The organism is Methylobacterium sp. 22177 (assembly GCF_052045615.1).
Taxonomy (GTDB): domain Bacteria; phylum Pseudomonadota; class Alphaproteobacteria; order Rhizobiales; family Beijerinckiaceae; genus Methylobacterium; species Methylobacterium radiotolerans.
In genome coordinates, this window is sequence record NZ_JBQEPK010000003.1 from 21,874 (window position 1) to 39,021 (window position 17,148).

A 17,148-nucleotide genomic window follows, 5' to 3' on the forward strand; every position below is an offset into this window, starting at 1 on the left:
CGCGCCTCAGCTCAGCACTTCGGCGTAGATCCGCTCGGCGAACTTCGCCGTGTCGGTGGACCGCCGCAGGACGTTCACCTGCTTCAACTCGTCCCCGTAGAGCGCGAGCTGCTGCTTGAGATCCCCGCCGACCGGGCTGTCGCCGTGCTGCTGGCTGCGCAGCATCGCGGCGAGATCCGCGATCGAGCCCTTGCCGCCGTAGCCGGAGAACGCCCGGGCCGCGGCCTCGGGATCCCGGTGGACGGCGTGGCCGCCCTCCAGGATCGCCCGGGTCAGCGCGCGCGCCACCGCGCGGTCGTTCCGGATCAGGCTGCCGCGGGCCGCCACGACGCAGCAGGTCCGGCTGGCGTATTCTCCGGACAGGTTGGTGGCGACCTCGGTGAAGCGCGGGTCCTTCAGCCAGATCCAGGTCCGCGGGTCGGAATCGGCCAGCGCCTGCGCCTCGCCCTTCTCCACCGCGAGGTTCAGCAGGTCGGCCGGGTACTGCCGCCACTCGACCCCGCTCTCCGGGTCGATCCCCGCCTTGGCGAGCAGCAGGCCGAAGAAGTTCTTGGCCGGGCTCGCCTGGTCGCTGATCGCGACGGTCTTGCCCTTCAGCCCGGCGATGTCGGCGATGCCGGAGGATTTGGCGCTGAGCAGCCGCAGGCAGCCGCCGTGCAGCCCCGCGGTGATCTTCACGTCGAAGCCCTGCTCCAGGGGCTTGAGCCAGCGCAGGGCCATGCCGATCCCGGCATCGGCCTTGCCCGTGGCGATCGCCTCCAGCAGGGCCTCGGTCGAGCCGCCGAAATTGACGAACTCCACGTCGAGGCCGTGCCGGGCGAAGATCCCCTGCTCCTTGGCGAGCGGCGCGGCCGCCGTGCAGATGGCCGTGGCGTTCCAGGCCAGCTTCACGGTCCGGAGCGGGCCCGCGGGCGCCTCCGCGGCGGCGGGCCGGCAGAGCGGGCCGGGATCGAACGGTGCCCCCGGTCCGGGCGCCCAGGCGCGGCCGGTGCCCATGCCGAGGCCGAGCGGCAGGGCCGCGGCCGCGGCGCCGACCTGCAGCAGGCGCCGCCGGGAGGGCGCGGGATCGGAGGAGGGGCTGCCCGGTCGGGAGGGCGCGTCGGTCATCTCGGGTCTCCGGGCCGCGCGACCGCGCGGCGGGAACGGCGCGCGTCACCGCCCCGGTCGCGCGACCGGGCGGATCTGGCGTCCTCGTCTTCGGGAATGATCCGTCGAGGGATCAGGGTGCCGAGTATTCGATCGCTGCGAGACCGAGTCAACGAAAGCGTTTCCTCTATTTTCGCGCGATCGGGTAAGATCATTCACGGATCGGCGCCGTCGCGCGGCGCTCGGGCGGCTCGGCTCATCGGCGCGAGGCATCGTTCGTCTGTCTCTCGATGATGGGATGCCGAACGATGACGGGAGAAGGTTCGATGCCGGCCCCCTGTGGGCGGAACCACGTTCTCCTTCGCCGTCCGACGACGCGGCAACATCCTCCTGCCGATCCATGAATATTGGGAACGGCATTCCGTTGACGCGAACCGGGTCCGGGCGGACCATCGCGGCTCCCGGGATGGCGCCGCGCGGCCGCCCGCCGATCACGTCGCCGAACACCCCATGACCGTCGCCGTCCCGCCCCCCGACATCGTCAGCAGCCTCGCCGGGCGGCTCGCCGCCCGCGCGGCCGACCACGACCGCGCGGGGACCTTCCCGCACGATTCCCTCGCGGCGCTCCGGGAGGCCGGGCTCCTGGCTCTCACCGTGCCGCGGCGTCTCGGCGGCGGCGGTGTGGGCCTCGCGCGGGCCGCCGCTCTGGTGCGGGCGCTCGGCGCCGCCGACCCGGCGACCGCCCTGGTCGTGGCGATGCAGTATCTCCAGCACGGGCTGATCCACCGGCCGGATACCCCGTGGCCGCGCGCGCTCGCCGACGCGGTCGGCGCGGCGGCGGTGGCGCGGGGGGCGCTGATCAACGCCCTGCGGGTCGAGTCCGAACTCGGCACGCCCGCGCGGGGCGGCCTGCCGGCCACGGTCGCCCGCCGCGACGGCGCGGGCTGGCGGATCTCCGGGCACAAGATCTACGCGACCGGCGCGCCGGGGCTCGCCTACGGCCTCGTCTTCGTCCTCACCGACGAGGCGGAGCCGCGCACCGGCAACGTCCTGGTGCCGTTCGACGCGCCGGGCATCCGCATCGCGGAGACCTGGGACCATCTCGGCCTGCGCGCCTCCGGCAGCCACGACGTCCACTTCACGGACGTGCCGATCCCCGGGGACCACGCCGTCGACCTGCGGCCGCCGGGCGGCTGGTCGGGGCCCGATCCCTGGCAGCAGGCCTGGAGCTGCACCCTGCTCGCCGCCCTCTACGACGGCGTGGCCCGGGCGGCGCAGGACTGGTTCACCGGCTTCCTGCGGGCGCGCCGGCCCGGCAGCCTCGGGGCGCCGCTCGCGAGCCTGCCGCGCTTCCACGAGGCGGTCGGCGAGAACGAGCGGCTGCTCGCCGTCAACGCGCGCCTCGTCGCCGGGCTCGCCGCCGAGGTCGACGCGGGACATCCCCCGCCGCCGCGCGAGTCCGGATTCGTGAAGCTCACGGCAACGGAGAACGCCGTCGCGGCGGTCCAGCGCGCCGCGGAGCTGTGCGGCAACGCCGCCCTGTCCCGGGCGAACCCGCTGGAGCGGCACCTGCGCGACGTCCTGTGCGCGCGCATCCACTGGCCGCAAGGGGACGCCGTCCGCGCCGCCGCCGGCAGGGCCGCCCTCGGCGCCTGAACCCGCCCTCGACCCGGAGATCGCCCCATGAGCCTGCTTCCCCCCGACGCCGTCGAGTTCATCGGCTTCGTCGCCCCCCGCCACACCTCCGAGATCCACCCGGCCGCGGGGCCGGCCATCGACCGCGACTACCTGAAGCTCCTGGCGCAGGCGCACGAATGGGGCGGGTTCGACCGGGTGCTGGTGGCCTTCCACGCGACCACGCCGGACGCGCTCCTGCTCGCAGGGCAGGTCGCCGCCGTGACCGAGCGGCTGGGGCTGATGATCGCCCACCGCACCGGATTCACGGCACCGACCGTGGCGGCGCGGCAGTTCGCGACCCTCGACCAGCTCACCGGCGGCCGGGTCGCGATCCACGTGATCAGCGGCGGCGACGACCGGGAACTCGCCCAGGACGGCGACCACCTCACCAAGGACGCGCGCTACGCCCGCACCCGGGAGTTCCTCGACATCGTCCGGCAGAGCTGGTCCGCCGCGGAGCCGTTCGACTACGCGGGCGATCACTACCGGGTGGAGCGCGGCTTCTCCGAGGTGAAGCCGGTCAACGCGATCCCGGTCTATTTCGGCGGCGCCTCGCCGGCGGCGCTGGCGGTGGCCGGCCGCCACGCCGACACCTACGCCCTCTGGGGCGAGACGCACGCGCAGGTCGCCGAGCTGATCGGCCGGGTGCGGGCGGCGGCCGCGCCCCACGGGCGGGCGCCGCGCTTCAGCCTGTCGGTCCGGCCGATCCTGGCCGAGACGGAGGCGCGCGCCTGGGAGCGCGCCGAGGACATCCTGGCCCGGACGCGGGCGGTCCGGGCCGCCAGGGGGCTCGGCCCGGCCGCGACGCCGCAGAACGAGGGCTCCCGGCGGCTCCTCGCGGCCGCCGCCGCGGGGCCGCGCCACGACAAGCGCCTGTTCACCGCCATCGCGGCCGAGACCGGGGCGGCGGGCAACTCGACCGCCCTGGTCGGCACCCCCGAGCAGGTCGCCGACGCCCTGCTCGACTATCACGACCTGGGCGTGCGGACCTTCCTGATCCGCGGCTTCGACCCGCTGGAGGACGCGCTCCAGTACGGCCGGGCGCTGCTGCCCGCCTTCCGGGACGCCCTCGGGCGCCGCGGCGCCGCCGAGGCCGCCTGATGCGCGCCGTCATCCTCGCCCTGCTGGCGATCCTGGCGGTCCGGCCGGCGCAGGCCCAGGACGTGCTGCGGGTCGGCGACCAGCGCGGCAATGCCCGCGCGCTGATGGAGGCGGCCGGCGTGCTCGACGGACTGCCCTACCGGCTCGACTGGAGCGAGTTCCCGGCGGCCGCGCCCCTGCTCGAGGCGCTGAACGCCGGCGCGATCGACGCGGGCGGCGTCGGCGACGCGCCCTTCACGTTCGCGGCCGCCGCCGGGGTGCCGGTGAAGGCCTTCCTGGCCTTCCGCAACCGGCAGGACGGGTTGGCGATCCTGGTCCTGAAGGAATCGCCCCTGCGCACCGTGGCGGACCTGAAGGGCAAGCGCGTCGCGACGAACCGCGGCTCGATCGGCCATCAGGTGGTCCTGGCGGCGCTGGAGGAGGCGGGGCTGCCCGCCGACAGCGTGACCTTCAGCTTCCTGCCGCCGGCCGACGCCAAGATCGCGCTGGCTTCCGGGGCGGTCGACGCCTGGTCGACCTGGGAGCCCTACACCTCCACGGCGGAGCTCGCCGGCCTCGTCCGGGTGATCCGCGACGGCAACGGCATCACCCCGGGCCTGACCTTCGCGGTGGCGAGCGACGACGCGATCCGGACCAAGCGGGCGCTGCTCGCCGATTTCGGCGCGCGCCTCGCCCGCGCCCGGGCCTGGGCCCTGACGGATCCGGCGCCCTACGCGGCCGTCTGGTCGAAGCTCATCGGCCTGCCCGAGGCGGTGCCGCTGCGCTGGTTCGGCCGCGCCGCCTACCGGGCCGTCCCGATCGACGCGTCCGTGATCGCCGACGAGCAGCGCAGCATCGATCTCTACGTCCGCGCCGGGCTGATCCCGAAGGCCCGCGCGCCGCGGGCCGAGGCGATCCTCGACACGAGCGTCTCGCAAACCGCCGCCGCCGTGCAATGATGGCGCGGGAGGATCCGACATGCACGACAGCGGCGACGACCACGGCCACGCGCACGAACATGGCCACGCGCAGGACCACGCCCACGCCCACGCCCACGCCCACGCCCACGGGGCGTCCGAGCGCTGGAAGCACGACGGCGTGCGGGTGATCCCCGGCGACCGGCTCGACGCCAACACCGCGCAGACGCCCGGCATGTACCGGCAGGCGGCGATCAACGCCGCCCGGGTCGGCGCCCAGAAGATCTGGGCCGGCACGGTGGCGATCCAGCCCGACGCCAAGACCGGCGTGCACCACCACGGCGCGCTGGAGAGCGTGATCTACGTGGTCTCGGGCCGCGCCCGGATGCGCTGGGGCGACAAACTCGAATACGTCGCCGAGGCCGGGCCGGGCGACTTCATCTTCGTGCCGCCCTTCGTGCCGCACCAGGAGATCAACGCCTCGACCGACGAGCCCCTGCACTGCGTGCTGGTTCGCTCCGACAACGAGGCGGTGGTGGTCAACCTGCCCGACGTCGAGGCCGCCGAGGCGCCCGAGACCGTGTACTGGGTCGACCCGATCCACAAGCATCCGTGAGAGACCGGAGCGGACAGCGATGAGCCGGGACCGCCAGCTGCATCTCGGCGCCTTCATGCGCCCGGTCGGCATCCACACCGCGTGGTGGCGCTATCCGGGCGGCTATCCGGACGCGAACTTCAACTTCGAGCACCTGGCGCACTTCGCCCGGCGGCTGGAGGCCGCGAAGTTCGACGCGTTCTTCATGGCCGACCATCTGGCGGTGATGAACATGCCGGTGGCGGCACTCCGCCGCTCGGCCACCGTGACGTCGTTCGACCCGCTGACCCTGCTGCCGGCGCTCGCCGTGCTCACCGAGCGGATCGGCCTGATCGCCACCGCGTCGACCACCTACAACGAGCCCTACCACGTGGCCCGCAAGTTCGCCTCCCTCGACCACATCTCGAAGGGGCGGGCCGGCTGGAACCTCGTCACCTCCGGCAACCCGGACGAGGCCCTGAACTTCGGCCGCGACGCGCATCTGGAGCACGCCACCCGCTACGCCCGCGCCCGCGAGTTCTTCGACGTGGTGACCGGCCTGTGGGATTCCTTCGCCGACGACGCCTTCACGATGGATCCGGCGAGCGGCCTGTTCCTCGATCCGGCGAAGATGCACGTCCTCGACCACCGCGGCGACTTCCTGAAGGTGAAGGGCCCGCTCAACGTCGCCCGGCCGGTGCAGGGCTGGCCGGTGATCGTCCAGGCCGGCGCCTCCGAGGCCGGCAAGCAGATCGCCGCCGAGACCGCCGAGATGGTGTTCGGCGCGGGCTCGACCCTGGAGGCGGCGCAAGCCTTCTACGCCGACGTGAAGGGTCGGATGCCGGCGGCGGGGCGCGACCCGGACCAGCTCAAGATCCTGCCCGGCTGCTTCGTCGTCCTGGGCCAGACGGAGGACGAGGCGCGGGCCAAGAAGGCGCGCCTCGACGACCTCGTCCATCCCGACAGCGGCCTCGCCAACCTCTCGGTCCGCCTCGGCGTCGACGCGACGGGCTTCGACCTCGACGCGCCGCTGCCGGAGCTCCCCGAGAGCAACGCCAGCAAGAGCGGGCAGGCCCAGATCGTCGACTACGCCCGGCGCACCGGCGCGACCGTGCGGGCGCTCGCCCGCAAGGTCGGCGGCTACGGCGGCCTGCAGATGGTCGGCACGCCCGCGCAGGTGGCCGACCGGATGGAGGAATGGCTGGAGACGCGCGCCTGCGACGGTTTCAACGTGATGTTCCCGTTCGTGCCCGAGGGGCTCGACGACGTGGTCGACCGGCTGGTGCCGGAGTTGCAGCGGCGCGGGCTGTTCCGCCGGGACTACGCGGGAACGACGCTGCGCGACCATCTCGGCCTCGCGCGACCGGCCAACCGCTTCTTCCCGCCCGGCGCCCCGCCACCCGCATGAGCGCGGCCGGGCGCCGAACAACGCCGAGAAGCGGGGGTTGAACCACAGGTGATCCCAAGCGTCTGAAGGGAACCTGTATGCGCCTGTTCAACCTGCTTCGCGGGGCCGCGGCCCTGACCGCCCTCACCACGATCCCGGCCGCCGCCCTCGCCCAGGAGGGCGGCCCCTGCACGGACGCCATCGCCCAGCTGAGGCGGGACATGGGCAACCAAGTCGGGATGGGGGCACCCACCTCCGAGCCCGATTACGGGCAGCGCAAGGGGCCTGAGAACGCCGCGAGCCGGCAGACGGCCGGCACGACCACGGGCACCACCACGGGTAGCGCGGCCAAGCCGGTCGGCACGCCCGACACGGACCGCGCCCAGAAGGGCGGGGCCTCCCGCGAGAGCGGCGGCACGCCCGGCACCGTGGGCGGTGTGTCGGGACCGGTCGGGGCGGCGAGCGGCAAGGGGCAGGCCGACGACGTGGCGAGTGGCCGGGTCGCGACCTCGCCGGACGATGTCCGGCGCCAGTCCGAGAACCGGCCGACGGCGGCCGCCGCGGCCGCGCAGGGCGGCGACGCCAAGGCCGCGCCGGGCCTCGCGTCGGAGGACAAGGTCTCGCAGGCCAAAACCGCCCTCCAGCGCGCCGTCGACCTCAACGCGAAGGGCGACCAGGGCTGCCGGGACGCCGTGCAAGAGGCCCGCAACCTGCTGCCGAAATCGGATCGCTGAGACTTGCGGCGCGGGATCTGACACAGGTAAGTTCGCGCCGGCGCGACCGGTGACATGCTCGATCCGCCGACGGTTCGCCGTCGGTGTGGCCCCGCCCCGACGTTCCTCCGACACAGCCGGGTGGGGCCACGCTTTCGAGCGCGCGGCCGATCCTCTGGACGGGCGAACCTCCGGTGGTTGCGCGGGATCGCGGTTGAAGGTCGCGCAAGGACGGGAGGGGTCGTGCCCGAGGCTGTTCCCCCGCTCTCGGGGTGCCGCGTCCTCGTCGTCGAGGACGAGTATCTCATCGCCAGCGAGGTCAAACGCTGGTTGCGCAGCGCCGGGGCCGAGGTGATCGGTCCGGTCTCGCGCGCCGATCTCGCGCTGGATCTGATCGCGGAGCGGAAGCCCGACGCCGCGGTGCTCGACGTGAATCTGGGGGACGGGGACACCGTCTATCCGGTCGCCGACCGGCTGGGCGTCCTCGGCGTGCCGTACCTGTTCGCCACCGGCGACGTGCGGGTCTCCGGCGCCTCGGCCGGAGCCAGCCGGCCCATCCTCGAGAAGCCGTTCGTGGCGTCGGAGCTCGTCCGGGCGCTGACCAAGCTCGTCGCGGTCCCCTGAGGTCGCCGCGGCCTCAGAGGGGGCCCGGTCCCGGATGCGGGCCCATGCGCCGGCGGTCGTGCTCGATGGCGAAGACGTGGGCGTAGAGGTTCGCGACCCAGCCCCGCCCCTCGACCGTGAGGTCGAGGAACCGGATCGCGTCCCCGATCACGGGCTCGATCTTGCCCCAGAAGAACGACGGGTAGCGCTCCGCGAGGTCGGCCGGGCTGTCGTAGCCGAGTTCGGCGTTGACGCCGATCTCGGCGAATTCGTGGAACAGGGCGTTCAATTTGCGCGGGTAGAGCGGGTCTCCGAGCTGACCGATCAGGTCGGCCGCCCGCAACAGGCCGGCCTCGGTTCCGGTCTCGCGATGGGAATCGGCTTCCGGCACCGGGAAGCGGGTCAGCTCGATCGCCCGGATGACCCGGGCCGCGTCGACGAGATCGTGCGTGCCGAAGCGCTCCTGCACGGCGAGCTTCGAGCGCTCGACGTGGTAGGGCGCCAGCGCCGCGTCCGAGGCGCCCCGGGGCAGGCTGACGGTCGTGCCCTGCGCGTCGATGACGAAGGCCTGCAGCCGGTCCCCGGCGCAGACGCCGCGCACGTAGCCGATGTCGTGGTAGAGGGCGGCCAGGATCATGTGCAGCCAGTCCTCGGGCGTGATGCCCTGCTGCAGGAAGCGGCCGCGGAGGATGTCCTGGGCGACCAGGGTGACGAGGGCCGTGTGGTCGCCGTCGTGGTAGAGGGCGTCGCTCCCGACGAGCCGCTCGATCGTCAGGCGCGCCGCGGCCTCGATGATTTCGGCGTAGCGCGGCTCCCGGCTGCCGAAGGTCCGCTGGTAGGTGAGGGCGAGGTGCTCGCCGAGGGCGTCGGCGAGCATCTTCGTCGCGTCGAACATGGTATCCTCGCGGTCAGCTGCGGTGGGCGGCGGCGCGCCCGGCCGGGTCGATGGAGATCACGCGGATCGCTCCCCGCGATCGACGAGCCGCTCTTCGAGATAGGCCGCCGCGTCCGCGTAGAGTTCGTAGCGGCGCAGCAGCACCGCGCGCTTGTCGGCCTTCGTCGCCGCGTCGAGCTTGGCGTGGGCCTTGTCGGCGCGGGCGCGCAGCTTCCCGGCGAGCTTCTCGAAGGCGGCATCGATGCGCGCGCCGACCTTCTCGCCCTCGGCGCGCGCCGGATCCGGATCGTCCCGCCGACGCTTCGGCGCGGCCCTCGTCGCTTCTCCAGCCATGACGCATCTCCGGTCGCCCTGATCGGTGGCGGAACCGTATGACGGAACGATCACCGGCGCGACACGGGAACGGCCGCCGGCGGCGCGGCGCTTTCTCAGGCGTGTCACGGAACACTGCCCTGGCTCGATCCCGCGACGCGCAGGAGAACCGGCGATGCGGCCCGACGACAGTGCCGTCCTGGACGCCACCCCGGATGCCACCTTGGAGGTGATCCGGCACGACCTCGCCGACAGCTGCGACGAGGAGCCGGGCCTCGGGCTCGAGGAGGAGCGCCCCGACCGGCTGGCGGCGGACCACGGCGGCGCACCGCCCGGTCGCCTCGACCGCAAGGTCCACGTCCGCGAACGGCTCCGGCTGCAGCACGAGCTGGTCCCCCGGCAGGACTGGGTGCAGGATCGGAAGCTGCGCGTGGTCGTGCTGCTCGAGAGCCGCGACTCGGCCGGCAAGGGCGGGGTGATCGAGCGGATCACGCAGCGCCTCAATCCCCGCGTCTGCCGCGTGGCCGCCTTGCCCGCCCGAGCGAGCGCGAGCGGACGCGATGGTATTTCCAGCGCTACGTCTCTCATCTGCCCTCCCCACCGCGATGGTCGGGCCGAGCGCGTCCTGACCGCGGCGCAGAGAGCGGCAGGGAGTCGTGATCCTGTCGCGGTGGCGCGGCTATAGCGCCGCCATGGCGAAGCGCCCGATGACTCTCGACCTGTTCACGACCCTGGATATCGTCGATGACGACGTCTCGGCCGTCGTCGACGCCTATCTGGCCGATCCCACGCCCGGTTCGGTGGCGTTCGGGGACGGCTTCCGCATCGACCCCGCGGCGGCGGTGGCCTCGCATCCCTTCGCCCGGACGCTGATCGATCAGCCCTGGGCCGATGCCGGGCTGCGCCGGGCCGCCATCCGCGCCGCCATCCTGCTGGCGGAGCCGGAACGGGCCTGACCCGACCGGCCGTGTGTCACGCGACGGCCGCGCGACAAGTCACGCGCCTGTCATGCGGCTGTCGTGCGGCTGTCATGGGCAGAATGGCAGGTCGCCGCCACGGCGAACCTCCCGACCCTATGCCGCCACTTCGCCCGCCCGGTCCTGCCGTGGCGGGCTTTTGTCTGCCCGCGGGACGGCCTTCGACGGAGCGCGTCGGATCGGTGCGGCATCCGATCCCGGTCACGGACGGCAGCGCTCCGCCGGTTCCTACGCCTAAAACGGTACGTGCGCGGCCCTCCGCCTGCACGTCGCTCGGTTGTAGCCTCCGGCGGATACGGGGCGGATGAACGGCGTGCCGCCACGGTGAACGGTTGGTTTACCCAAACCGCACAATTGCGCCGACCGCCCCGATCCGGGCGCGATCGGCGGGCGTTCTACGGGCAGGTCCACCGGAGACGTGCTGTCATGCTGATCCTGAACCCGATGACCGGACAGATGGTCGAGGTGCGCGTGCCCCGGCCGAAGCCGAAAACCGCCTGACCGCACGCGTCCTCCGCCCCTTTCCCGCACGCCCGCGACCCGGACGGCGTGCTCTCCCAGCCCCGCGCGACCCATGATGCCGACCGACCTCGACAGGCCCGCCGAACTGACCCTCTGGCCGGGCTACGCGCCCGCCCGGGTGGCCGTGTCACACAGCTTCCCCACGCTGCGGGCAGCCCTCGCCGCCGCGATCGCGGCGATCGACGCCGAGGATGCCAATCCCTGGATCATCACCGAGGGCGGCGACATCCTCGCTCCGGGATGGATCCGCGCGAACACGGCGGGCGCCGTCCTGCAGTAGCGGATCGTCAGCCGACGAGTTCGGGCGCGCTCCGGTTGCGCCACCGGTACTCGCTCGGTGAGATCCCGTAGCTGTCCTTGAAACGTCGGCTGAAATGGCTCTGGGTGCAGAAGCCGCAGCTATAGGCCAGTTCCCCGACGGCGAGATGGGCGAAGCCGGGATCGGCCAGACGCTGCGCGGCGATCTCCAGGCGCCGCCGCCAGATCCAGTCGGCGATGTTCCTGTCCTGCTCGCGGAACAGGGCCTGGAGGTGGCGCAGCGACACGCCCACGGCCGCCGCGAGCCGGGCGGGGTCGAGGTTCAGGTCGCCGAGATGGGCCTCGATATGCGCCAGGGCGCGCTGGAAGATCAGGACGCCCTGGATGTTCTTGGGGGTGTCGTGCGCGAGGCGCTCCGCGATGCTCGCGACGATGAGATCGATGCCGACCGACGCCATGCGGTTCGACATGTCGGGCGTCAGCCGCCCGGCATTGCGGACCAGTTCCTGGAAGAAGGTCGTGACCATCGACGTGCCGACCTGATCCGCGCCGATCGTGAGGGACGTGAAGCGGCGCGTCGAGCCGAGGGCGCGCTCCAGCGACTCGCGCGGCAGTTCGACGAACAGCGTCTGCGTGTCGACGTCGGAGGCCATCGTGGCCGGCCGCCGGTCCATCACGACGATGTCGCCGGGATTCTGGATGGCGGTGCGGTCGTCCTGCGCGCTGTACACGCGGCCCTTCAGCGTGATCGCGACGTTCAGGGTCTCGTGCTTGCCGTGCCGGCGGATCGTGTCCGGGGTCGCGACGGTGGTGACGGCGCTCTGCGTCACGCGCGTGATCAGCAGCGGTCCGACCTCGGCGGCCTCCAGGGTGCCGGCGAAGGCGTGTGCCGTGGCAGGGGTCAGCTCGACCGGCACGATGCGCTCGAAGATCGTTTCACGCCAGAGACGGAAACTGTCTTTCGGCTTGAAATCCGCCGTCGAGAACAAAGTCCTCATCGCAACTTCTTGTATTCATGCTTCGCCGCGCGCGCTCGGGAAAACGGTAGCACGCTCTCAGGCAAGCGCAACGGCGCGGGCCGACTTATGAAGGTTCTTGACCTTCCCAGGAGCCTAGACCGTGTCCGATTCGACCCTCGTCAGCCCGCAAACCAATATCGAGCTGACGGCCGGGCTCGTCGCTGCCTACGTATCGAACAATCGGGTTTCCGCCGGGGATCTCCCGGCCCTCATCGCGCAGTGTCACGACGCGATCACCGCGCTCGCCAACCGCGGCGAGGCGTCGATCGCGGCGGCGGATCTGGACGCGCTGCGCGACCGGCCCAGCGCTGCGCAGATCCGCAACTCGATCCGGCCCGACGCCATCGTGAGCTTCATCGACGGGCGCCGCTACAAGACGCTCAAGCGCCACCTCACGGCCCACGGCCTGCACCCCCAGAGCTACCGCGAGCGCTACGGTCTGCCGGCGGACTATCCGATGGTCGCGCAGGAATATGCCGAGCGTCGGTCCGCGCTGGCGCGCTCCATCGGCCTCGGCGTGCCGAGCGAGCGCGCCGCCTGAGCCGACCGGCCCCGTCAGGTCGCCGCTGATTCGCGGCCGACGCCCGGTCGCCTCCGCGCCGGCCGGCGCTCCCCGCCTCAGGCGGCCGCGTGCCGCCCGTCGGGCCGCAGGTCCCGGCTGGCCTGCTCGATCCGCCTCAGCCAGTCCTCGGCCGCCGCCGCCCGCAGGGTCGCGGCCTCGGCGCGCGCCTCCGCCTCCCGGACGCGCCGGTCGGCCTCCGTCTCGCGTTCGTGGATCTGCCGCGCCGCCTGCGCCCGCGTCTCCTCCAGAAGCGCCCTCAGGGTCTGGATCTCCTGCTGGGCGGCCTCGAGATCCGCGGCCAGGGTCTCGCAGGTGGTCGATTGCCGGCGCAGGCGCTGATCCTGCGCCTGGGCCGCGACGGTCGCGGCCGAGAGCGTGTCGAGGATCTGGCTCCAGTCCGACACCGGCCGCGACGGGCGATCCGCGGCGGGTTCGGGGGGCGCTCCGGAAGGCGCCGCCGGGCTCAGCGCGTCGGCCGTCCCGGGGCCGTCGGCGAGCGCCGGGGCCGGCTCCGCCGGCTCATCGCGGGCGCGCGCGATGCGGGCATCGAGCTCGGCCCAGAACGCCGCGTTCATCGCCGCGGCGACCCCGCCGGACCCGCGCCCGTCACGAGGCCGCCCGCGTCGCGGAGGCCCGGGTGCGGGCGTCCTGGGTGCCGCCCGCCTGCCCGGCCGCCTGCCCGGCCGCCTGCCCGCCCGGCTGCATCACGAACTCCGCGTCGATCGTCTCGGCGATGCGCTGGAGCATCTGCTCCGCCGCCGCGGCCCGCTCCTCGGCGGCCGCGGCCCGGTCCTCGGCGGCCTGGATCAGCTTGATGGCCTGCGCGTGGACCTCGTGGGTCTCCCGCTCGGCCGCCAGCACCTGGGCGCGGGCCGCGTCCATGTCGGCGCGCACCTGCCGCAGCAGCTGCTGGACGTGCGACTCCTGCTCCTGCGCCCGGTCCTCGACGTCCCGGATGTAGCGCGCCGCGCCCTGCACCCGCTCCAGCAGGTCGGGCCAGCGCTCGACCGGCGACGGGTTCTGGTTGCGCCCCTGCGCCGAGACGCGCTCGTCCGCGGCGAGCAGGACGAGGTTGCCGGTGCGGATCCGGGTCGTCGGCTCGCGGGCCTCGCGCGCGACGGCGTCGATCTGGTCCAGCGCCTCGGCCTTGGGGTGCTTCGTCTGTTCCATCACGCGTCCTGCCGACAGGGTGCAGCGCAAGCCTTCGGTGAGGCATCGGGATCCGTCTCACACCGACGGAAAATGGTTAACAACTCCTTAATGTTCGCGCTAGGGTTGCGTTGGTGCGGCGATGCCCGCGCGGGTGCCGCGCGGGACAGTCGGGGCGCGGCCCGTTTCACGGGTAGCGGACGGGCTGCGGGTCCTCCGGCAGCGGGATGAACTCGGCGTCGTTCGGCACGGTGTCGAACCGGCCCTGGCGCCAATCCTCCTTGGCCTGCGCGATCCGCTCGGGCCGGGACGAGACGAAGTTCCACCACAGGTGGCGCGGACCGTCCATCGGCTCGCCGCCCAGCACCATGAAGCGGGCCGAGTCCAGGGCGCGCACGCTGATGCGGTCGCCGGGCCGGAACACCAGCAGCTGGCCGGGGCCAAAGCCGTCGCCGGCGATCTCGATGGCGCCCGCGACCGTGTAGATCGCCCGCTCGTCGTAGGTCGGATCGAGGGGCAGGACCGCGCCGGCCTCGAGCGCCACGTCGGCGTAGACCATCGGGCTCGAGGTCCGGACCGGCGAGCGCGCCCCGAAGGCCTCGCCGGCGATCAGCCGGACGGTCTTGCCCTCGCCGGTGAGGACCGGCAGCGCGGCGGCGTCGTAGTGCTCGAACGCGGGGGCGTTCTCCTCGTCCCGGTCCGTCAGGGCGACCCAGCTCTGGATGCCGAACAGCCGGGAGCCGGTCTGACGCAGTGTCGGGGCGGTGCGCTCCGAGTGGGTGATGCCGCGGCCGGCGGTCATCCAGTTCAGCTCGCCCGGCCGGATCGGCAGCTCCGTGCCGAGGCTGTCGCGGTGCATAATCTCGCCGTCGAACAGGTAGGTGACGGTGGAGAGGCCGATATGCGGGTGCGGCCGCACGTCCATGCCCTGCCCGAGCAGGAACTCCGAGGGGCCCATCTGGTCGAAGAAGATGAAGGGGCCGACCATCCGGCACTCGGTGGAGGGGAGCGCCCGCCGCACCGCGAAGGAGCCGAGATCGCGCGAGCGGGGCACGATCAGGGTTCGGATCGCGTCGCAGCTGAAATGGTCGCCCGGGATCGGGTCCTCGGCACTGTGCCAGCTCATCGCCTTGCTCCTTCGCGCGGGGGGAGGGCCGGGCCGACGCCGTCGCGAGCCGGCCCGCCATCCGCAGGCATCCTGGACCGGGACCGAGTGAGTTGAAACAGAAACGATCGAAACGCATCGTTTCCGATCGACGCCTGATCGTCCCGGCCGAGGCGGCGGTCTACCAGGGAGTCGGCTTGGGGTTGCGCTCGTCGAAGCCGCGCTGGTGCCAGTACGGGTAGATCGGCGTCTCCTGGCTCGCCGCGTCGAGGCGGGCGACCTGCTCGGCCGTCAGGGTCCAGCCCAGGGCGCCGAGGTTCTGCTTCAGCTGCTCCTCGTTGCGGGCGCCGACCACGATGTTGCAGACGGTCGGCCGGGTCAGCAGCCAGTTGAGCGCCACCTGCGCCACCGTCTTGCCGGTCTCGGCCGCCACGGCGTCGAGGGCGTCGACCACGCCGAACAGGTAGTCGTCGGAGACGGGCGGCCCGCCCTCGGCGCCGCCGGCGGCGATGCGACCGCTCTGGTTGGCCTGTCCGCGGCGGATCTTGCCGGTGAGACGGCCCCAGCCCAGGGGGCTCCAGACCATCAGGCCGACGCCCTGGTCGAGGCCGAGCGGCATCAGCTCCCACTCGTAGTGCCGGCCGATCAGCGAGTAGTAGCCCTGGTAGGCGACGTAGCGGGCGAGCCCGTGGCGCTCGGACGTGGCGAGCGCCTTCATGAGCTGCCAGCCCGAGAAGTTCGAGGCGCCGATATAGCCGATCTTGCCCGCGCGGGTGAGGTCGTCCAGCGCCCGCAGCGTCTCGTCCACGGGCGTGAGCGCGTCGAAGCCGTGCATGAAGTAGACGTCGATATGGTCGGTGCCGAGCCGCTTCAGGCTGGCCTCGCAGGCGCGGATCAGGTGGTAGCGCGAGGAGCCGACCTGGTTCAGGTCGTCGTTGAACCGGAAGGTCGCCTTGGTGGAGATCAGTGCCCGGCCGCGCTTGCCCTTCAGGGCCTGGCCCAGGATCTCCTCCGAGGCGCCGCCGGAGTAGATGTCGGCCGTGTCGAAGAAGTTGACCCCGGAATCGAGGCAGAGATCGACCATGCGGGTCGCCTCGGCGACGTCCGTCTGCCCCCAGCGCTGGAAGAATTCGTTCGTGCCGCCGAAGGTGCCGGTGCCGAAGCTGAGCACCGGCACGGTGAGGCCGGAGCGTCCGAACTGCCTGTAGTCCATCGGATCCTCGTCGCGATCGCGGGCGCCGCGCGTCGGCGCGCCTGCCGGTCTAACGCGGCGAGACGCCCCGGCTTTCCCGGACGGTGCGGCCCGACGCGGGCTCTCAGCGCCGCGATTCGACGACCGGCGCCCCGTCGCAGCGCCGGCCGGCGGCCGCGCCGGTGCGCCGGTCGGGCGGCAGGGCGTCCGGCGGTCCGGCCTTCTCGGCCAGGATCGCGACGTTCGCCGTCATCCCGGCCGCCAGCACGATCGGGCAGGGCACGTCGTCGAGCTCGACCCGGATCGGCACCCGCTGCGCCAGCCGGACCCAGGTGAAGATCGGGTTGACCGTCGGCAGCCCCTGGACGCCCGGGGCGGCGTCGGCGACGCTGATCCCGCGGCCGAGGCCGGTGACGCGGCCCCGGATCGGACGGTCCGGCCACGCCATCAGCGACACGCGCGCGGCGTCGCCCTCGCCGATGCGCGGGAGCTGCGTCTCCTCGAAATAGCCCTCGATCCAGAAGCTGTCGCCGTTGACCAGGGTCAGCGCCGGCTGCCCCGTGGCGGCGAACCCGCCCTCCTGCAGCAGCAGGTTGGTGACCCAGCCGTTCACGGTGGCCCGCAGGGTCGTGCGCTCCAGGTTGAGCCGCGCCTGCGCCAGGGCGCCCTCCGCCTGGACCACGCTGGCCTGGGCGGCTTGCGCCTGCCCGCTGGTCGTCTGCTTCTGCTCCGGCGTGGTGGCGAGATCGTCGAGATCGGCGGTGCGCCGCGCGATCCCCGCGAGGTATCCGGCCTGCGCCCGTGCGCTGGCGAGGACGCCCTCGGCCTGGGTCACGGCGTTCCTGAACGTGCCGGGGTCGATCTCGAACAGCACGTCGCCCTTGCGGACGAACTGGTTGTCGCGGACCCGGACCGCCACCACCGTGCCCGAGACCTCGGGCGCCACCTGCACGGTGTAGACGCGCACGCGCCCGTCCCGGGTCCAGGGCGTGTAGGCGTAGTAGAGGAAGGCGAGGTAGGCGAGGCCCACGGCCGCCGCGAGCGCCAGCAGAGTGGCGGCGACGTTGTAGGCGGGCGGCGGCTGCCAGTCGCGCAGGGACGATCGCGGGTTCGCGGCCAT

The 17,148-nt window shown here is 72.9% G+C and carries 19 protein-coding genes and 1 pseudogene; 11 read left to right on the forward strand and 9 right to left on the reverse strand.

Annotated features, from left to right (window positions below; translation table 11 throughout):
- Window positions 1–6 precede the first annotated feature (6 nt).
- Window positions 7–1,107, reverse strand: a complete 1,101-nt coding sequence (locus tag ACTJK8_RS04510; RefSeq protein WP_440761583.1) for an ABC transporter substrate-binding protein — start codon at window positions 1,105–1,107, stop codon at window positions 7–9.
- A 489-nt stretch (window positions 1,108–1,596) separates the two neighbouring features.
- On the opposite strand from ACTJK8_RS04510, the gene ACTJK8_RS04515 reads away from it, so the two are divergent.
- The 7 genes from ACTJK8_RS04515 to ACTJK8_RS04545 all read left to right on the forward strand — a co-directional run bounded on the left by ACTJK8_RS04515 (window position 1,597) and on the right by ACTJK8_RS04545 (window position 8,058).
- A complete protein-coding gene (locus ACTJK8_RS04515; protein ID WP_440761584.1) occupies window positions 1,597–2,742 on the forward strand; it encodes an acyl-CoA dehydrogenase in 1,146 nt (381 codons plus the stop codon).
- Between the two features lie 27 nt (window positions 2,743–2,769).
- Window positions 2,770–3,864, forward strand: coding sequence for an LLM class flavin-dependent oxidoreductase (locus ACTJK8_RS04520; protein ID WP_440761585.1), 1,095 nt, complete (start codon window positions 2,770–2,772; stop codon window positions 3,862–3,864).
- The gene (locus ACTJK8_RS04525) at window positions 3,864–4,802 is read left to right on the forward strand and encodes an ABC transporter substrate-binding protein (protein WP_234741011.1); all 939 of its coding nucleotides are present in this window, start codon (window positions 3,864–3,866) and stop codon (window positions 4,800–4,802) included. The genes ACTJK8_RS04520 and ACTJK8_RS04525 overlap by 1 nt, the downstream gene beginning before the upstream one ends.
- 19 nt (window positions 4,803–4,821) lie before the next feature.
- Entirely contained in the window at window positions 4,822–5,376 is a 555-nt protein-coding gene (locus ACTJK8_RS04530) for a cupin domain-containing protein (RefSeq protein WP_440761586.1), read from the forward strand.
- 19 nt (window positions 5,377–5,395) lie between these two features.
- On the forward strand, window positions 5,396–6,742 hold the full coding sequence (locus ACTJK8_RS04535) for an LLM class flavin-dependent oxidoreductase (protein ID WP_209650893.1): 1,347 nt from the start codon (window positions 5,396–5,398) through the stop codon (window positions 6,740–6,742).
- Window positions 6,743–6,819: 77 nt separating this feature from the next.
- Window positions 6,820–7,455 (forward strand): hypothetical protein, encoded by a 636-nt coding sequence (locus tag ACTJK8_RS04540; RefSeq protein ID WP_043074818.1) that lies wholly within the window; start codon window positions 6,820–6,822, stop codon window positions 7,453–7,455.
- A gap of 222 nt (window positions 7,456–7,677) precedes the next feature.
- On the forward strand, window positions 7,678–8,058 hold the full coding sequence (locus ACTJK8_RS04545) for a response regulator (RefSeq protein ID WP_012321757.1): 381 nt from the start codon (window positions 7,678–7,680) through the stop codon (window positions 8,056–8,058).
- 13 nt (window positions 8,059–8,071) lie between these two features.
- Here ACTJK8_RS04545 and ACTJK8_RS04550 read toward each other — a convergent pair whose 3' ends face one another.
- Both ACTJK8_RS04550 and ACTJK8_RS04555 read right to left on the reverse strand, forming a co-directional pair.
- Window positions 8,072–8,932: a hypothetical protein gene (locus ACTJK8_RS04550; protein WP_012321758.1), complete on the reverse strand. Its 861-nt coding sequence runs from the start codon at window positions 8,930–8,932 to the stop codon at window positions 8,072–8,074.
- 57 nt (window positions 8,933–8,989) lie between these two features.
- Entirely contained in the window at window positions 8,990–9,265 is a 276-nt protein-coding gene (locus ACTJK8_RS04555) for a hypothetical protein (protein ID WP_012321759.1), read from the reverse strand.
- Between the two features lie 154 nt (window positions 9,266–9,419).
- On the opposite strand from ACTJK8_RS04555, the pseudogene ACTJK8_RS04560 reads away from it, so the two are divergent.
- From ACTJK8_RS04560 to ACTJK8_RS04570, 3 genes and pseudogenes are all read left to right on the forward strand, one after another.
- Window positions 9,420–9,841, forward strand: a pseudogene (locus tag ACTJK8_RS04560) (polyphosphate kinase 2); the annotation flags it as partial.
- 110 nt (window positions 9,842–9,951) lie between these two features.
- Entirely contained in the window at window positions 9,952–10,200 is a 249-nt protein-coding gene (locus tag ACTJK8_RS04565) for a hypothetical protein (RefSeq protein ID WP_182178593.1), read from the forward strand.
- Window positions 10,201–10,795: 595 nt separating this feature from the next.
- On the forward strand, window positions 10,796–11,023 hold the full coding sequence (locus ACTJK8_RS04570; protein ID WP_024828541.1) for a hypothetical protein: 228 nt from the start codon (window positions 10,796–10,798) through the stop codon (window positions 11,021–11,023).
- 7 nt (window positions 11,024–11,030) lie between these two features.
- Here ACTJK8_RS04570 and ACTJK8_RS04575 read toward each other — a convergent pair whose 3' ends face one another.
- Entirely contained in the window at window positions 11,031–11,999 is a 969-nt protein-coding gene (locus ACTJK8_RS04575; RefSeq protein ID WP_058606319.1) for a helix-turn-helix domain-containing protein, read from the reverse strand.
- Between the two features lie 121 nt (window positions 12,000–12,120).
- On the opposite strand from ACTJK8_RS04575, the gene ACTJK8_RS04580 reads away from it, so the two are divergent.
- Complete coding sequence (locus ACTJK8_RS04580; RefSeq protein WP_012321763.1) at window positions 12,121–12,561, forward strand: MucR family transcriptional regulator; 441 nt, start codon at window positions 12,121–12,123, stop codon at window positions 12,559–12,561.
- Between the two features lie 77 nt (window positions 12,562–12,638).
- Here ACTJK8_RS04580 and ACTJK8_RS04585 read toward each other — a convergent pair whose 3' ends face one another.
- The 5 genes from ACTJK8_RS04585 to ACTJK8_RS04605 all read right to left on the reverse strand — a co-directional run bounded on the left by ACTJK8_RS04585 (window position 12,639) and on the right by ACTJK8_RS04605 (window position 17,148).
- Window positions 12,639–13,157: a hypothetical protein gene (locus ACTJK8_RS04585; RefSeq protein WP_012321764.1), complete on the reverse strand. Its 519-nt coding sequence runs from the start codon at window positions 13,155–13,157 to the stop codon at window positions 12,639–12,641.
- A gap of 31 nt (window positions 13,158–13,188) precedes the next feature.
- Window positions 13,189–13,752: a hypothetical protein gene (locus ACTJK8_RS04590; protein ID WP_440761587.1), complete on the reverse strand. Its 564-nt coding sequence runs from the start codon at window positions 13,750–13,752 to the stop codon at window positions 13,189–13,191.
- A gap of 166 nt (window positions 13,753–13,918) precedes the next feature.
- A complete protein-coding gene (locus ACTJK8_RS04595; RefSeq protein WP_024828537.1) occupies window positions 13,919–14,857 on the reverse strand; it encodes a pirin family protein in 939 nt (312 codons plus the stop codon).
- 160 nt (window positions 14,858–15,017) lie between these two features.
- The gene (locus ACTJK8_RS04600; RefSeq protein ID WP_012321767.1) at window positions 15,018–16,049 is read right to left on the reverse strand and encodes an aldo/keto reductase; all 1,032 of its coding nucleotides are present in this window, start codon (window positions 16,047–16,049) and stop codon (window positions 15,018–15,020) included.
- Between the two features lie 103 nt (window positions 16,050–16,152).
- Complete coding sequence (locus tag ACTJK8_RS04605) at window positions 16,153–17,148, reverse strand: HlyD family secretion protein (RefSeq protein ID WP_440761588.1); 996 nt, start codon at window positions 17,146–17,148, stop codon at window positions 16,153–16,155.

Bases quoted from the DNA above. Each gene is read 5' to 3' on its own strand.
- ACTJK8_RS04530 (WP_440761586.1), top strand. From the start codon at position 4,822: ATGCACGACAGCGGCGACGACCACGGCCACGCGCACGAACATGGCCAC.
- ACTJK8_RS04600 (WP_012321767.1), bottom strand. From the start codon at position 16,049: ATGGACTACAGGCAGTTCGGACGCTCCGGCCTCACCGTGCCGGTGCTC.
- ACTJK8_RS04515 (WP_440761584.1), top strand. From the start codon at position 1,597: ATGACCGTCGCCGTCCCGCCCCCCGACATCGTCAGCAGCCTCGCCGGG.
- ACTJK8_RS04550 (WP_012321758.1), bottom strand. From the start codon at position 8,932: ATGTTCGACGCGACGAAGATGCTCGCCGACGCCCTCGGCGAGCACCTC.
- ACTJK8_RS04595 (WP_024828537.1), bottom strand. From the start codon at position 14,857: ATGAGCTGGCACAGTGCCGAGGACCCGATCCCGGGCGACCATTTCAGC.
- ACTJK8_RS04605 (WP_440761588.1), bottom strand. From the start codon at position 17,148: ATGGCCGCGAACCCGCGATCGTCCCTGCGCGACTGGCAGCCGCCGCCC.
- ACTJK8_RS04555 (WP_012321759.1), bottom strand. From the start codon at position 9,265: ATGGCTGGAGAAGCGACGAGGGCCGCGCCGAAGCGTCGGCGGGACGAT.
- ACTJK8_RS04540 (WP_043074818.1), top strand. From the start codon at position 6,820: ATGCGCCTGTTCAACCTGCTTCGCGGGGCCGCGGCCCTGACCGCCCTC.
- ACTJK8_RS04590 (WP_440761587.1), bottom strand. From the start codon at position 13,752: ATGGAACAGACGAAGCACCCCAAGGCCGAGGCGCTGGACCAGATCGAC.
- ACTJK8_RS04575 (WP_058606319.1), bottom strand. From the start codon at position 11,999: ATGAGGACTTTGTTCTCGACGGCGGATTTCAAGCCGAAAGACAGTTTC.
- ACTJK8_RS04570 (WP_024828541.1), top strand. From the start codon at position 10,796: ATGATGCCGACCGACCTCGACAGGCCCGCCGAACTGACCCTCTGGCCG.
- ACTJK8_RS04535 (WP_209650893.1), top strand. From the start codon at position 5,396: ATGAGCCGGGACCGCCAGCTGCATCTCGGCGCCTTCATGCGCCCGGTC.
- ACTJK8_RS04585 (WP_012321764.1), bottom strand. From the start codon at position 13,157: ATGAACGCGGCGTTCTGGGCCGAGCTCGATGCCCGCATCGCGCGCGCC.
- ACTJK8_RS04510 (WP_440761583.1), bottom strand. From the start codon at position 1,107: ATGACCGACGCGCCCTCCCGACCGGGCAGCCCCTCCTCCGATCCCGCG.
- ACTJK8_RS04525 (WP_234741011.1), top strand. From the start codon at position 3,864: ATGCGCGCCGTCATCCTCGCCCTGCTGGCGATCCTGGCGGTCCGGCCG.
- ACTJK8_RS04520 (WP_440761585.1), top strand. From the start codon at position 2,770: ATGAGCCTGCTTCCCCCCGACGCCGTCGAGTTCATCGGCTTCGTCGCC.
- ACTJK8_RS04565 (WP_182178593.1), top strand. From the start codon at position 9,952: ATGACTCTCGACCTGTTCACGACCCTGGATATCGTCGATGACGACGTC.